This window comes from Streptomyces sp. NPDC111606 (genome assembly GCF_055656945.1).
Map to the genome: position 1 here is coordinate 59720 of NZ_JBVKBY010000007.1, position 14743 is coordinate 74462.

Annotated in this window: 12 protein-coding genes; 9 read left to right on the forward strand and 3 right to left on the reverse strand. The window is 70.0% G+C overall.

Features of this window, described 5'->3' with window-relative positions:
- Positions 1-55 precede the first annotated feature (55 nt).
- Positions 56-1246: an acyl-CoA dehydrogenase family protein gene (locus ACZ7M7_RS24695; protein WP_451168668.1), complete on the forward strand. Its 1191-nt coding sequence runs from the start codon at positions 56-58 to the stop codon at positions 1244-1246.
- Between the two features lie 37 nt (positions 1247-1283).
- On the opposite strand, the gene ACZ7M7_RS24700 is transcribed toward ACZ7M7_RS24695, so the two are convergent.
- A complete protein-coding gene (locus tag ACZ7M7_RS24700) occupies positions 1284-1721 on the reverse strand; it encodes a cell division protein SepF (protein ID WP_328882623.1) in 438 nt (145 codons plus the stop codon).
- Between the two features lie 321 nt (positions 1722-2042).
- Between ACZ7M7_RS24700 and ACZ7M7_RS24705 the strand changes: the two genes are divergently transcribed.
- From ACZ7M7_RS24705 to ACZ7M7_RS24720, 4 genes are all read left to right on the forward strand, one after another.
- A complete protein-coding gene (locus ACZ7M7_RS24705) occupies positions 2043-3356 on the forward strand; it encodes a DUF5685 family protein (protein WP_472120329.1) in 1314 nt (437 codons plus the stop codon).
- A gap of 407 nt (positions 3357-3763) precedes the next feature.
- The gene (locus tag ACZ7M7_RS24710) at positions 3764-4669 is read left to right on the forward strand and encodes a S1 family peptidase (RefSeq protein ID WP_383607571.1); all 906 of its coding nucleotides are present in this window, start codon (positions 3764-3766) and stop codon (positions 4667-4669) included.
- Positions 4670-4824: 155 nt separating this feature from the next.
- The gene (locus tag ACZ7M7_RS24715) at positions 4825-5691 is read left to right on the forward strand and encodes a slipin family protein (RefSeq protein WP_383629267.1); all 867 of its coding nucleotides are present in this window, start codon (positions 4825-4827) and stop codon (positions 5689-5691) included.
- A 276-nt stretch (positions 5692-5967) separates the two neighbouring features.
- Entirely contained in the window at positions 5968-7050 is a 1083-nt protein-coding gene (locus ACZ7M7_RS24720; RefSeq protein ID WP_383607572.1) for a S1 family peptidase, read from the forward strand.
- A gap of 88 nt (positions 7051-7138) precedes the next feature.
- Here ACZ7M7_RS24720 and ACZ7M7_RS24725 read toward each other — a convergent pair whose 3' ends face one another.
- Entirely contained in the window at positions 7139-8179 is a 1041-nt protein-coding gene (locus ACZ7M7_RS24725) for an ABC transporter permease (protein ID WP_472120332.1), read from the reverse strand.
- Between the two features lie 156 nt (positions 8180-8335).
- On the opposite strand from ACZ7M7_RS24725, the gene ACZ7M7_RS24730 reads away from it, so the two are divergent.
- Both ACZ7M7_RS24730 and ACZ7M7_RS24735 read left to right on the forward strand, forming a co-directional pair.
- Positions 8336-11788, forward strand: coding sequence for a DNA polymerase III subunit alpha (locus ACZ7M7_RS24730; RefSeq protein ID WP_472120334.1), 3453 nt, complete (start codon positions 8336-8338; stop codon positions 11786-11788).
- Positions 11785-12759 (forward strand): DNA polymerase Y family protein, encoded by a 975-nt coding sequence (locus ACZ7M7_RS24735; protein ID WP_472120336.1) that lies wholly within the window; start codon positions 11785-11787, stop codon positions 12757-12759. Before ACZ7M7_RS24730 ends, ACZ7M7_RS24735 begins: the two co-directional genes overlap by 4 nt.
- A 17-nt stretch (positions 12760-12776) precedes the next feature.
- On the opposite strand, the gene ACZ7M7_RS24740 is transcribed toward ACZ7M7_RS24735, so the two are convergent.
- Positions 12777-13151 carry a cupin domain-containing protein gene (locus ACZ7M7_RS24740; protein ID WP_383629268.1) on the reverse strand — a complete coding sequence of 125 codons (375 nt, stop codon included), beginning with the start codon at positions 13149-13151 and terminating at the stop codon, positions 12777-12779.
- Between the two features lie 93 nt (positions 13152-13244).
- On the opposite strand from ACZ7M7_RS24740, the gene ACZ7M7_RS24745 reads away from it, so the two are divergent.
- Both ACZ7M7_RS24745 and ACZ7M7_RS24750 read left to right on the forward strand, forming a co-directional pair.
- A complete protein-coding gene (locus ACZ7M7_RS24745) occupies positions 13245-13691 on the forward strand; it encodes a MarR family winged helix-turn-helix transcriptional regulator (RefSeq protein ID WP_472120338.1) in 447 nt (148 codons plus the stop codon).
- 173 nt (positions 13692-13864) lie between these two features.
- Positions 13865-14734 (forward strand): esterase/lipase family protein, encoded by an 870-nt coding sequence (locus tag ACZ7M7_RS24750; RefSeq protein ID WP_383607577.1) that lies wholly within the window; start codon positions 13865-13867, stop codon positions 14732-14734.
- Positions 14735-14743: the final 9 nt, after the last annotated feature.

Sequence of the window (14743 nt, forward strand, 5' to 3'; positions counted from 1 at the left end):
CAGGGCCGAGCCGTGACTAGCGGCGCTAGTTTTAGTCGTTGCCGGAGGGTGTCCCATGTCCGCGTCCTCGAAGTTGCCCCCGTTCGACCCCGCCGACCCCCTCGGCCTCGACGACCTCCTGGAGCCCGAGGATCTGGCGATTCGGAGCACCGTGCGGCAGTGGGCCGCGGATCGGGTGCTGCCGTACGTGGCCGACTGGTACGAGAAGGGTGAGCTGCCGGAGATCCGTGAGCTCGCCCGTGAGCTCGGGGAGATCGGTGCGCTCGGGATGTCCCTGAGCGGCTACGGGTGCGCCGGCGCCTCCGCCGTGCAGTACGGGCTCGCCTGTCTGGAGCTGGAGGCTGCCGACTCCGGCATTCGGTCCCTCGTCTCCGTGCAGGGGTCCCTCGCCATGTACGCCATCCACCGGTTCGGCAGCGAGGAGCAGAAGCAGCAGTGGCTGCCGCGCATGGCCGCCGGCGAGGTCATCGGGTGCTTCGGGCTGACCGAGCCGGACCACGGGTCCGACCCGGCGTCCATGCGGACCTACGCCAAGCGTGACGGGTCCGACTGGGTGCTCACCGGGCGCAAGATGTGGATCACCAACGGGTCCGTCTCCGGCGTCGCGGTCGTGTGGGCGCAGACCGACGAGGGGATCCGCGGGTTCGTCGTGCCGACCGACAGCGCCGGGTTCTCCGCTCCGGAGATCAAGCACAAGCTGTCGCTGCGCGCCTCCGTCACCAGTGAGCTGGTCATGGACGACGTACGGCTGCCCGCCGATGCCGTGCTTCCCGATGTCGTCGGGCTGAAGGGGCCGCTCAGCTGTCTCTCGCACGCCCGGTACGGGATCGTGTGGGGGGCCATGGGTGCGGCGCGGTCCTGTTTCGAGGCAGCTGTCGACTACTCGAAGTCGCGGGAGCAGTTCGGCCGGCCGATCGGGGGCTTCCAGCTCACCCAGGCCAAGCTCGCCGACATGGCGCTCGAACTGCACAAGGGGATTCTGCTCGCCCATCATCTGGGGCGGCGCATGGACGCCGGCCGCCTGCGTCCCGAACAGGTCAGCTTCGGCAAGCTCAACAACGTCCGCGAGGCCATCGACATCTGCCGTACGGCTCGGACGATCCTCGGTGCCAACGGGATCTCGCTCGAATACCCCATGATGCGGCACGCGACCAACCTCGAATCGGTGCTCACCTATGAGGGCACCGTCGAGATGCACCAGCTCGTTCTGGGCAAGGCACTCACCGGGCTCGACGCCTTCCGCTGAACCCCACCAGGGGGCAGGGCCGATGAGCGGCCCTGCCTCAGCTCTGGTTGTAGAAGCCGTCCGAACGGTGAGCCGACGCCTCCCCGCTGATGATCTCCGTGTCGGCCGGAGTCAGCAGGAACACGCGGTTGGACACGCGGTCGATGGAACCGCGCAGACCGAAGATGAGCCCCGCCGCGAAGTCGACGACACGCTTGGCGTCGGCCGGCTCCATGGCCGTGAGGTTCATGATGACCGGGACCCCGTCCCGGAACAGCTCGCCGATGGCGCGGGCGTCCCGGAAGCTGTCCGGGGTGACCGTACCGATCCGGCGGCCCTTCTCCTCGGCGACGTCCGTGGCCACCTTGACCCTCGGGTCGGTGACCCAGGCATCCCCGGGCTCGGTCCCTTCGGAGTAGTCGTCGTCGTAGTAACGCTCGTCATCGTTGTCGTCAACGAGGCCCAGCCAGGCACTCGCCTTGCGCACCGATCCCATGGACGCCTCCTCTCACAGCGGTCTGCTTACATTCCGCATCCCTATGGTCATCCATGATGCGGACGTCGCGCCAAGTGGATAGACGCCGCGCGGGGGGTTTGTGACGGTACTGGTGCACAGCGAATACGTCGAGAGCCCGTGTCCCCCAAGGGGCATGCCACGTACGGCTGCTGACTGTGAGTGAAATATGATTCTTCACGGCGAATGGGTGATGCGAGGTGCGTACGGGTGAACGAGTCGGCCATGGCGATCTGTGCCACGGTCGGTACGATGCGGCAGCTCAGCGTCGTTGCGGCGCCGTAAGAACCACGGGGGGACATCGTGTTCGGAATCGTCAGGCCCTGTCGTCATCGGCTCGGAGACCAGCTCACCGGTCAATGGATGGCGCATTTGTGCGGGTTGTGCCTCTCGCTGCGCGGGGACCACGGTCAGTTCGCGCGGATCGTGACGAACTACGACGGGCTCCTTATCTCCGTTCTGACGGAGGCTCAAGCCGAAAAGGACAGCGGATTGCGGCGTACGGCGGGACCGTGCCCGCTGCGCGGGATGCGCACCGCGTCCGTGGCACAGGGTGAGGGCGCCCGGCTCGCCGCCGCCGTCTCGCTGGTGCTGGCCTCGGCCAAGGTGCGTGACCATGTGGCCGACGGGGACGGGCTGCTGGCCCGCAGGCCGCTGGCGCTCGCCGCCCGCCGGGTGGCCACCGGGTGGGGTGCCGCGGGCGCGCGCAGCGGCTCGGCCGTCGGGTTCGACACCGCCGTACTGGTCGACGCCGTGGACCGGCAGGTCGGCATCGAGGCGCTCGCCGGGCCCGGGACGCCGATCCTCGCGGTCACCGAGCCGACCGAGACGGCGACCGCCGCCGCCTTCGCCCACACCGCGATCCTGGCCGGACGGCCGGACAACGCCGAACCGCTCGCCGAGGCCGGGCGCCTCTTCGGACGGCTGGCGCACCTCCTGGACGCCGTGGAGGACCAGGCGGCCGACGCCGCGGCGGGTGCGTGGAACCCGCTGACGGCCACGGGGACCTCGCTCGCCGAGGCGCGGCGGCTCGCCGACGACGCCGTGCACGGGGTGCGGCTGGCGCTGCGCGAGGCCGAGTTCTCCGACGCCAGGCTCGCGCACCTGCTGCTCGTGCACGAGCTGCGGCGCTCGGTGGACCGGGCGTTCGGCACGGTGCCGACCTGCGCGTCCCACGCCTCGCACGCCTCGCATCAGCCGGGGCAGCCCGGTCAGCCCGGGCCCTATGGGCAGCCGCCACAGCAGCCGGGGCAGCCGGGGCCGTACGGCGCGCCGCAGAATCCGTACGCCGGGGGCGGGAATCCGTACGCCGGTGGGTACCCCCACGCGGGCGGCAGCCCGTACGCCGGGGGCGGAGGCGTGCCCGGCGGTGGTGCCGGTGGAAGCGGTGGCGGTGGCGGTGACTTCGGCGGGTTCGGCGGTGGGCCCGCCCCTCAGCCGCCGAAGCGGCGTGGGTTCTGGGCCGGCTGCGGGATGTTCTGGCTGCTGTGCTGCACCTGCAAGCTGTGCTGCGCGAAGGAGTACGAGGGCCCGTGGTCCCGTAAGAAGCGCGAGGGCTGCTGCCGTGACTGCGACTGCGACGGGTGCGACTGCTGCTGCCCCTGCGACGGTTGCTGACAGCCCCGCGCAAGCGACGGCTACTTCCGGACATCCCTGATACGGCGACCGTGCCGTACGGGCTCAACCGCGTCATGTTGCCGCTACCTGTCTCCGTCGACCAATTCGTGCGTTCCTTTGCGCCACCTGGTAACACGTCCGACCTCGCTGTCGGCCGGGGGAGCGCAAGCTGCGCCGAGTGGCGCTGACCGGCTCTGACCGGGGCAGGAGCGGCCAACATGCACAGATGGTTCAAAAGTTGACGGCCGAAAGGCGCCCTTGTGCCGACCGGTCGTTCGACCGAATACTCCCCTCAGCGCTTGTCAGGGGCACGGCATGTTCGGAATCCGGACATCCTGGCCGTTTGACTGCGCCTCACGGGCCCCGACCCCACGCGGGCCCCCGACTTCCCTTGGAGGGAACGAAACGTGAGGATCGAGCGCACCACCCCCCGCAGTGGCATTGCGAGACGGACCCGGCTGATCGCCGTATCCACCGGCCTCGTGGCTGCAGCCGCGATCGCGATCCCCAACGCGACCGCCGCGGAGACCCCCGACACCTTCAGCGCCGCCCAGCTCAAGAGCGCCAGTGGCTCCGTGCTGAAGGCCGACATCCCGGGCACCGCCTGGGCCGTCGACAGCAAGACCAACCGCGTCACGGTGACCGTGGACTCCACGGTCTCCCAGGCGGAGATAGCGAAGATCAAGGAGCAGGCCGGCACCAACGCCGACGCGCTCACGATCAAGCGCACCGCCGGCAAGTTCAGCAAGTTCATCCAGGGCGGCGACGCCATCTATGCGAGTAGCTGGCGCTGCTCGCTCGGCTTCAACGTCCAGGACAGCAGCGGCAACCAGTACTTCCTGACCGCCGGCCACTGCACCGACGGTGCGGGCACCTGGTACTCCAACTCCGGCCGCACCACGGTCATCGGCTCGACCGCCGGCTCCAGCTTCCCGGGCAACGACTACGGCATCGTGCGGTACTCCGGTTCCGTCAGCCGGCCCGGTACCGCGAACGGCGTGGACATCACCCGCGCGGCCACGCCGAGCGTGGGCACCACCGTCATCCGTGACGGCTCCACCACCGGCACGCACAGCGGCCGGGTCACCGCCCTCAACGCGACCGTCAACTACGGCGGCGGCGACATCGTCGGCGGCCTGATCCAGACCACCGTCTGCGCCGAGCCCGGCGACTCCGGCGGTTCGCTCTACGGCAGCAACGGCACCGCGTACGGTCTGACCTCCGGCGGCAGCGGCAACTGCAGCTCCGGCGGCACGACCTTCTTCCAGCCGGTGACCGAGGCCCTCAGCGCGTACGGCGTCAGCGTCTACTGACACCTCGGTTCGGCCTGAACGGCAGCCGGCAGCATGTGAGCCCCCGCACGCAACTCTCGTGCGGGGGCTCGCCCTTGTTCCCGTGCCGGGGTTACCGTCGATGCGCAGGCAGTACTCCCCTGTAGTGCGCCCACGTCGGACCCTGGGGGTCGGTGATGGTCGAGGAGCTGGTGGCGGCGGGAGTGACGCTCGTGTCCGCCGGTGTGGTCTATGTGGCGGCGGCCGCGCGGGTCGTCAAGCAGTACGAACGGGGCGTGGTCTTCCGCCTCGGAAAGCTCCGGCCCCAAGTGCGCGGGCCCGGGTTCACGATGATCGTTCCGGCCGTCGACAAACTGCGCAAGGTGAACATGCAGATCGTGACGATGCCCGTGCCCGCGCAGGAGGGCATCACGCGGGACAACGTCACCGTGCGGGTCGACGCCGTCGTCTACTTCAAGGTGACCTCGCCGGCCGAGGCGGTCGTACGGGTGGAGGACTACCGGTTCGCGGTCTCGCAGATGGCGCAGACGTCGCTGCGGTCGATCATCGGCAAGAGCGAGCTGGACGATCTGCTGTCCAACCGCGAAAAGCTCAACCAGGGGCTGGAGTTGATGATCGACAGCCCGGCGGTGGAGTGGGGCGTGACGATCGACCGGGTGGACATCAAGGACGTGTCGCTGCCCGAGACCATGAAGCGGTCGATGGCCCGGCAGGCGGAGGCCGACCGGGAGCGGCGGGCGCGGGTGATCAACGCCGACGCGGAACTCCAGGCCTCCAAGAAGCTTGCGGAGGCGGCACATCAGATGGCCGATGCGCCGGCGGCCCTTCAGCTTCGGTTGCTGCAGACGGTGATGGCGGTGGCGGCCGAGAAGAACTCCACGCTGGTTCTTCCGATTCCGGTGGAGTTGTTGCGATTTCTGGAGAAGGGGACGCAGGTGCCGGCGGAGGCCGCCGGTGCGCAGCGGGTCGTGCAGGAGGAACTTCCGCCCCTCGAACCACGCTTGGACTCGGACCCCGGAGGGTCGATTTCGAGACAGGAGTAGACCTTACGCGCTGCGTATGGTTCCCTCGCTTGCAGTGTTTGCTGTGCGAATAGGCCCCGCGTGACTGTGCACGGTCAAGGTGGCGGGGGCGTGCAACCGTGTTCTACGCGCGTCCTGAAGTCGACCTTGTGCGCTCCCTGTGGGCCTAGGAATAGTGAGCGTTGTTCAACCGGCACGGGCGTGGCTTTTGTTGTGAGTCGCCGCCGTAGCCGTACGCCTTCCGGTTCGTGAGGTCCCCACAACCTCTCGGGCCGACCCCCCACAGGAGGACGTAAGTTGAAGCACCGACGCATACCCAAGCGGCGTGCAGCCGTGGCAGGTGCGGGCATCGCCGCACTGGTTGCCGCGGGAGTGACCTTGCAGAGTGCGAACGCGAGTGAGTCGCCTGAGGCGTCCGCGCCGAAGACCCTCTCGGTCGGCGCGGCCGGAAAGCTCGCCTCGACGCTCGCCAAGGACCTCGGCGCCGACGCCGCCGGTACCTACTACGATGCGCAGACCAAGAGCCTTGTCGTGAACGTCCTCGACGAGGTCGCCGCCGATGCCGTCGAGGCCGCCGGCGCCAAGGCCAGAGTCGTCGAGAACTCGCTCGCCGAGCTGAAGAGCGCCCGTACGACGCTCAAGCAGGACGCGACCATCCCCGGCACCGCCTGGGTGACGGACCCGGCGACCAACAAGGTCATCGTCACCGCTGACCGCACGGTCTCCAAGGCCGAGTGGACCAAGCTCGGCAAGGTCGCCGACGGGCTGGGTGCCACGGTCGAACTCAAGCGGTCGAAGGGGGAGTTCAAGCCCTTCATCGCGGGTGGTGACGCCATCACCGACGGCAGCGGCCGTTGCTCGCTCGGCTTCAACGTCGTCAAGGGCGGCGAGCCGTTCTTCCTGACCGCCGGGCACTGCACCGAGGGCATCACGAACTGGTCGGACTCCGAGGGCAACGCGCTCGGCACCAACGAGACGTCCAGCTTCCCGGACAACGACTACGGTCTGGTGAAGTACACCGGCGAGGTCGACCACCCGAGCGAGGTCAACCTCTACAACGGCTCCACACAGGCCATCAGTGGTGCCGCCGAGGCCACCGTCGGCATGGAGGTCACCCGGAGCGGGTCGACCACCCAGGTGCACGACGGCAAGGTCACCGGGCTGGACGCCACCGTGAACTACGGCAACGGTGACATCGTCAACGGGCTGATCCAGACCGACGTCTGCGCCGAGCCCGGCGACAGTGGCGGCTCGCTGTTCTCCGGCGACAAGGCGATCGGGCTCACCTCCGGGGGCAGCGGTGACTGCACCTCCGGTGGGGAGACGTTCTTCCAGCCGGTGACCGAGGCGCTGTCGGCCACGGGTACTGAGATCGGCTGACGGTTCGTCGCTTTTGTTGAGCCCCGTCCCTCTTGTGAGGGGCGGGGTTCTTCGTCGTGTGCGTGCAGAGTGGTTGGACCCTGCGTCTCTACGGCGTCTTGGTGCCGCCTGTTCGCAGTTTCGCCGCCAGGAGTGTGATCGCGGTTCCTGCTGCTGCCCATGCCGAGAGGACCAGTAGGGACGCGGTGGTGTCGTTGCCCTTGAAGTAGGCGATCGAGCGGGTTGCCCAGGTGCCCGCGCCCGGGGGGAGGGCCGGTCCGATGTCTCTCCAGAACGGTGGGAGCAGCGGGGGTGGCAGGGCACCGCCTGCGCTCGGGTTGCCCAGGATCACCACGATCAGGATGACCAGGCCGATGCCGGCCATGCCGAAGATGGCCTGGAAGGCGAGGGTGGCCGCGCCCACCGCGAAGACGATCAGGGCGCCCACGCCCCAGAGGGCGGCGAGGCTGCCCGGCAGTGCGCCCAGGATCGGGCCGATGATCAGGGCGCCGCCCAGGCCGCCGACGACCGCCACGAGGGCCATGGCGATGAGGCGGATCACCGAGCGTCTCGGGGTGGGGCGGCCGGCGCCCGAGCTGATCGTCATGATCGACGCGCAGAGGTAGCCGCCCACGCACCAGCCCACGGTCGCGTAGAAGGACGTGAGCCCGTTGGCGTCGTGCCGGTCGGCCGGGGCCACGTCGATGGTGCGCAGGGTGCGTGCCTCGGATCTCTCCAGGGTGGCGACCAGGGACTCCAGGGTGGCGGCCAGCACCCTTCCGCCTCCGGTGGCGACCAGGAGGGTGTCGGTGGTGCTGTTCGGGTCGATCAGCAGGGCGCCGTCGATCTCGCGGTTCAGGATCTGCTTCCTTGCCGCCGCCGCATCGGCCACCACGCGCGGGTCCAGGGGGTCGCCGGGCAGGTTTTCGAGCCGGTCCACCGTCTGCTGGGCGGCGACCTCGGGTGCCACGACTCCCAGCGGCACGTTCTTGGGTTTCGGGTCGTGGAGCGCGCCCACGTAGGAGGCGATGAAGAGCAGAGCGAGGCCGACGACGCCGGTCACGAGCAGCGTGGCCCGCGGGGTGACGGCGTCCTTCACCTCGGCGAGGAAGGGGCTGCGGGAGGTGCCGGCGCCGGGGGTCTGCGTCATGCCCCCACAGTCCGGGTGGCCAGGTGTTTGTGCAGGTGGGAGGCGGCCGAACGGATGTCGCACGAGTGTTCGAGAAACGGTCCGGAAATGGTCTATGGTGGGAGTGGGAGAGTTGGGAACTGATGTTCGAGCGGCTCATGAGTGCGGGAGGTGCGTGTGCCAGGGTTCACGCATCTGCACACCGTCTCCGGGTTCTCCCTGAGGTACGGGGCCTCGCACCCGGAGCGGCTGGCCGAGCGCGCCTCCGAGCGGGGCATGGACGCCCTGGCTCTCACCGACCGCGACACGCTCGGGGGCGCTGTTCGATTTGCCAAGGCCTGTGCGAAGGCGGGCGTGCGTCCGTTGTTCGGCGTGGAGCTGGCCGTGGAGGACTTCGGGCTCTCGGAGGCGGGTGAGTCCGCGGGGCGGCGGCGTCGGGCTCCGGTGCGGGGTGGCGCTTTTGTCGACGACTCGACGCCCCGTGTCACCTTTCTTGCCCGGGACGGGGCCCGTGGGTGGGGTGATCTGTGCCGGATCGTTTCGGCTGCGCATGGCGGGGAGGGGCCGCCGATGCTGCCCCGGGGGGACAACCGGGGGGACGGCCTGATCGTTCTGCTCGGGTCCGACTCCGATGTCGGCCGTGCGCTCGCCGCCGGTCGTCCCGATCGGGCGGCCAGGCTGCTCGGGCCCTGGCGGGAGGTCTACGGCGACTCCCTGCGACTGGAGGCCGTCTGGCACGGGCGCAAGGGCACCGGCCCGGGGTCGTTGCGGCTGGCTGCCCGGACCGTCGGCTTCGCCGCCGAGCAGCGGGTGCGGCCCGTGCTGAGTAATGCCGTCCGGTACGCGGATTCCGGGCTGGGGCCGGTCGCCGATGTACTGGACGCCGCGCGGCGGCTCGTGCCCATCGACTCCACCAAGGAGCTGGACTCCGGCGAGGCCTGGCTCAAGGGCGCGGGGGAGATGGCGAAGGTCGCCGAGCGGGTCGTCGAGGCCGCGGGCTTCCGGCGCGATACCGCGCACCGGCTGCTGGAGCAGACCCGGGCGACCGCTTCCGAGTGCCTCGTCGATCCGGAGGACGACCTCGGGATCGGCAGCGTCCACTTTCCCGAGCCGTATCTCGTCGGCGCCGGGCAGCGCACCGCCCAGCGGGCGCTTGCCTCGCGGGCGGTGGCGGGCATGGTGCAGCGCGGCCATGACGGGCGGCGGGCGTACTGGGAGCGGATGCACCAGGAGCTGGACATCATCGCCCACCACGGGTTCGCCTCCTACTTCCTGACGGTCGCCCAAGTTGTCGATGACGTACGGAAGATGGGCATCCGGGTGGCCGCGCGCGGCTCCGGCGCGGGGTCGCTCGTCAACCATCTGCTCGGCATCGCACACGCCGATCCCGTGGAGCACGGGCTGTTGATGGAGCGCTTCCTGTCCAAGCGGCGGCTGGTGCTGCCCGACATCGACATCGACGTGGAGTCCGCGCGCCGGCTGGAGGTCTACCGCGCGATCATCGACCGGTTCGGGACCGAGCGGGTCGCCACCGTGTCGATGCCGGAGACCTATCGGGTGCGGCATGCGATCCGGGATGTGGGTGCCGCCCTGTCCATGGACCCCGCCGACATCGACCGTATCGCCAAGTCCTTCCCGCACATCCGGGCGCGCGATGCCCGGGCGGCGCTGGAGGAACTGCCCGAGCTCAGGCAGCTGGCGGGGGAGCGGGACAGGTACGGCAGGTTGTGGGAGCTGGTGGAGGGCCTGGACGCCCTTCCGCGCGGCATCGCCATGCATCCATGCGGGGTGCTTCTGTCCGACGCTTCCCTGCTTTCCCGTACGCCCGTCATGCCGACCAGCGGCGAGGGCTTCCCCATGTCGCAGTTCGACAAGGAGGACGTCGAGGACCTCGGGCTGCTCAAGCTCGACGTGCTGGGCGTGCGGATGCAGTCGGCGATGGCGCACGCGGTCGCGGAGGTGAAGCGGGTCACGGGGGAGCGGGTCGAGCTGGACGCGCTCGACTTCGAACGGGGGGACGGCGATCCGGCGACGTATCAGCTGATCCGGTCCGCCGAGACGCTGGGCTGCTTCCAGATCGAGTCGCCGGGGCAGCGGGACCTGGTCGGGCGGCTTCAGCCGGCCACCTTCCACGATCTTGTCGTCGACATCTCGCTCTTCCGGCCCGGGCCGGTCGCCGCCGACATGGTGCGGCCGTTCATCGAGGCGCGGCACGGGCGGGCGCCGATTCGATATCCGCACCCGGATCTGGAGGAGCCGCTGCGGGAGACGTACGGGGTCGTCGTCTTCCATGAGCAGATCATCGACATCGTGCACATCATGACCGGGTGCGGGCGGGACGAGGCGGACCGGGTGCGGCGCGGGCTGTCCGATCCGGAGTCGCAGGGGCGGATCCGGGTGTGGTTCGCGCAGCACGCGGCGGCCAAGGGGTACGACGCGGAGACCATCCGGCGGACCTGGGAGATCATCGAGGCCTTCGGGTCGTACGGCTTCTGCAAGGCGCACGCCGTCGCCTTCGCCGTGCCGACCTATCAGTCGGCCTGGCTGAAGGCCCATCACCCGGCCGCTTTCTATGCGGGTCTGCTCACCCATGACCCCGGGATGTATCCGAAGCGGCTGTTGCTGGCGGACGCGCGGCGGCGTGGGGTGCCGATCCTGCCGTTGGACGTGAATGTGTCGGGGGTCGCACACAGGATCGAACTGGTGTCTGAATCTGAGGGGAGTGGGGGGACTTGGGGACTGCGGCTCGCGCTCTCCGACGTGCATGGCATCAGCGAGGCCGAGGCGGCGCGGATCGCGCAGGGGCAGCCGTATGCCTCGCTGCTCGACTTCTGGGAGCGGGGGCGGCCGAGCCGACCCCTGGCTCAACGGCTCGCGCAGGTGGGCGCGTTGGACGCCTTCGGGGCCAACCGGCGTGATCTGCAACTGCACCTGACCGAGCTGCACCGGGGCGCCCGGGGCGGCGGCGGGGGACAGCTCCCGCTGGCCGGCGGACGCAGGACGGCCTCGGCCGGGCTGCCCGACCTCAGCTCGGCGGAGCGGCTCAGCGCCGAGCTGGGTGTGCTGTCGATGGACGCCTCGCGCAATCTGATGGACGACCACCGGGCGTTTCTCGACGAGCTGGGCGTCGTCTCGGCGCGGCGGCTGCGCGATGCCCGGCACGGCGAGACGGTGCTGGTCGCGGGCGCCAAGGCGGCCACCCAGACGCCGCCGATCCGGTCCGGCAAGCGGGTCATCTTCAGCACGTTGGACGACGGGACGGGGCTGGTGGACCTCGCTTTCTTCGACGACTCGCACGACGCCTGCGCCCACACCGTCTTCCACTCCTGGCTGCTGCTGGTGCGCGGGGTGGTGCAGCGCCGCGGTCCGCGCAGTCTGAGCGTGGTGGGCTCCGCCGCCTGGAACCTCGCCGAACTGGTCGAGCTGCGCGCCGAGGGCGGCCTGGACGTGGTGGCAGCGCGGCTGGCGGAGCCCATGGCGGAGGGGGACGGAGCCGATCCGACGCACGGCCGGCGAATCCAAATGCCGACCGGATACGAAATGCACCCGTGGGCCGATCTGCGACCGGCGGGTCAAGAGCCTTCACAGGTAAGGAAGTTGTGGCACCAGAGTCCGGGGAGTGCGGGATGACCATCCTCTGCGTACGTTTCCAGCTGCCGCCGGCGGGCGAGGCGGCCCTGCCCGGGCTGCTCGGACTGCTGGAGGACTTCACGCCGGTCGTTCAGGCGCTGCCACCGGACGGAGCACTGGCCGATCTGCGGGGCGCCGAGCGGTACTTCGGGCGCGACGCGGTCGCACTGGCGTCGGTGATCCGGGTGCGCGCCCTCGCCCACCACGGGGTCGACTGTGTGATCGGCGCCGGGCCGGGCCCGATGCTGGCCCGCGTGGCGCTGCGGGACGCCCGGCCCGGGGTGACGTGCGCCGTTCCCGAGGGGCCGGACGCCGTCGCGGAGTTCCTCGCCGACAAGCCCGTCGCCGCGCTGCCCGGCGTCGGCGCCGCGATCGCCCGCACCCTGTGCGAGTACGGCCTCGACACCCTCGGCCTGGTCGCCGCCGCCCCCCTGTCCACGCTCCAGCGCCTGATCGGTGCGAAGGCCGGCCGCGAGCTGCGCGAGAAGGCGGGCGGAATCGACCGGGGCCGGGTGGTGCCGAACGCCGTGTCGCGCTCGCTGGCCGCCGAACGCCCCTTCACCCGCGACGAGCTGGACCCTGACCGGCACCGCCGCGCCCTGCTCTCGGCCGCCGAGGAACTGGGCTCCCGGCTGCGCGCCCTCGACAAGGTCTGCCGCACCCTGACCCTCACCGCCCGCTACGCCGACCGCTCCTCGACGACCCGCAGCCGTACCTTGAAGGAGCCGACGGCCCACTCGCCGGCGCTGACCAGGGCGGCGTACGACATGTACGAGGCTCTCGGTCTCCAGCGCGCCCGCGTCCGCGCCCTCGCCCTGCGCGCCGAGGGCCTCGACCCCGCCGAGCAGGCCTCCTACCAGCTCACCTTCGACCCGCTCGACGAGAAGGCCCGCCGCATCGAGGAGGTCGCGGACCGCGCGCGAGCGAAGTTCGGGCCGCATGCGGTGATGCCGGGGTCGCTGGCCGCCTGACTCCCCTTGTGCGGACGTCAGTTGGCCCAGGGCGGCGTGATGCGTGTGCCGTCGGCCAGCTCCGCCGTCAGGCCGATGGAGGTGGTGACCCAGGTGACGGCGGTCCGCTCGGCCGGGTTCTCGACGGTCAGGGTCGCGCCCGGGTTGATGATCAGGGTGTCGCCCGCCGTGATCCGGTCCGTGCGGTCGTCGAGCGTGACCAGCAGCTCGCCGTCGAGCAGATGGAGGATCTCCTCCCGGTTGACGGTGTGCGCCGGCGCCTTGGTCCCGGCCGGGATCTCGCCGCGCCAGGCGCACAGCTCCTTGCTGCCGGTGCCGGGGGTGGCGTACGAGACGAAACGGGCGCCGTGGATTTCGTGGGTGACGGCTTCGGACGCGCGGATCACGGGCATGGGTGCCTCCTCGGAGTAGATGGTCAAGCAGCTTGACTATATGTCTATGGTCAAGCTGCTTGACCAATACGTCAAGGGTGTTTCAATGCCTGCGTGCAGACCTCCGAAGCCATGGCCCTGTCCGCCACCCTGCTCGCCGTCGCCGGTGAGCTCACGCAACGCATCCATGACGGCGTGGTCGCCCGGGGCTTCGAAGGGCTGCGGCCCGCGCACGGTTTCGCGTTCGCGCGGCTCGCCCCGGACGGTGCGACGGCCACCGACCTCGCCGCCCATCTCGGTGTGACGAAGCAGGCGGCGAGTCAGCTGGTCGACGAGATCGTGCGCAAGGGGTACGCAGAACGCCGGCCGCATCCCGATGACGCGCGCGCCCGGCTGGTCGTGCTGACCGAACGGGGGTGGGCCTGCACCCGTGCGGCCGAGGAGGCGGCCGCGGATGCCGTCCGGGCGTGGGCCGGCGTGCTCGGTGAGAGCGAAGTGCAGGCATTGCTCCGGCAGTTGGTGCGCATCGCACCCCATGGCCCCATCAGGCCTACTTGGTGAGGGTTCATCAGTGGATGTAACCGGCCACCAGTTATCACTGGAAGTTTTTACTGACGCGTAACTTCACACGTCTGCTACTCGCCCGTAACTTGACGGGTGAACAGCATCCTCGTGATCCGGATCACAGGGCGTAAGGCCGTCGCAACTCCCTTGAGCCGCAAGGAGATCACACGATGCTGCCCTGGAAACGAGTGCTCAGACCCCTGGCCGCGCTGCTGCTGACCGCCGCAGTCGCCGTCGTCCCCGCCACCACGGCCCAGGCGGCCGAAGCGGCGGCGACCACGCACAGTGGCTGGAACGACTACTCCTGCAAGCCCTCCACCGCCCATCCCCGCCCCGTCGTCCTCGTGCACGGCACCTTCGCGAACTCCGTGGACAACTGGCTGGGCCTCGCGCCCTACCTGAAGAACCGCGGCTACTGCGTCTTCTCCCTCGACTACGGCCAGCTGCCCGGCGTGCCGTTCTTCCACGCCCTCGGCCCCATCGACAAGTCGGCGGAGCAACTGTCCGCCTATGTCGACAAGGTGCTCGCCGCCACCGGCGCCGCCGAGGCCGACCTCGTCGGCCACTCACAGGGCGGCATGATGCCCCGCTACTACGTCAAGTTCCTCGGCGGTGCCACCAAGGTGAACGCCCTCGTCGGCATCGCGCCCAACAACCATGGCACCACCCTCGGAGGGCTCGCCAACCTGCTGCCGTACTTCCCCGGCGCGGAGGACCTGCTCAGCACCGCCACTCCCGCCCTGGCTCAGCAGATGGCCGGATCCGCCTTCATGACCAAGCTCAACGAGGGCGGTGACACCGTCCCCGGCGTCCGCTACACGGTCATCGCCACCAAGTACGACGAGGTGGTCACGCCGTACCGGACCCAGTTCCTGAACGGCCCCGACGTGAAGAACGTCCTGATCCAGGACCGGTGCGCGGTCGACCTGTCCGAGCATGCGCTCCTCGGGCTGACCGACCGGATCGCCTTCCACGAGGTGGTCAACGCGCTCGACCCGGCCCGTGCCACGCCCACCACCTGTGCGTCCGTGATCGGCTGAGCACGCCGC

Coding starts and splice junctions, on each gene's coding strand:
- ACZ7M7_RS24695 (WP_451168668.1), top strand. CDS start 56: ATGTCCGCGTCCTCGAAGTTGCCCCCGTTCGACCCCGCCGACCCCCTC.
- ACZ7M7_RS24700 (WP_328882623.1), bottom strand. CDS start 1,721: ATGGGATCGGTGCGCAAGGCGAGTGCCTGGCTGGGCCTCGTTGACGAC.
- ACZ7M7_RS24715 (WP_383629267.1), top strand. CDS start 4,825: ATGGTCGAGGAGCTGGTGGCGGCGGGAGTGACGCTCGTGTCCGCCGGT.
- ACZ7M7_RS24725 (WP_472120332.1), bottom strand. CDS start 8,179: ATGACGCAGACCCCCGGCGCCGGCACCTCCCGCAGCCCCTTCCTCGCC.
- ACZ7M7_RS24735 (WP_472120336.1), top strand. CDS start 11,785: ATGACCATCCTCTGCGTACGTTTCCAGCTGCCGCCGGCGGGCGAGGCG.
- ACZ7M7_RS24740 (WP_383629268.1), bottom strand. CDS start 13,151: ATGCCCGTGATCCGCGCGTCCGAAGCCGTCACCCACGAAATCCACGGC.
- ACZ7M7_RS24750 (WP_383607577.1), top strand. CDS start 13,865: ATGCTGCCCTGGAAACGAGTGCTCAGACCCCTGGCCGCGCTGCTGCTG.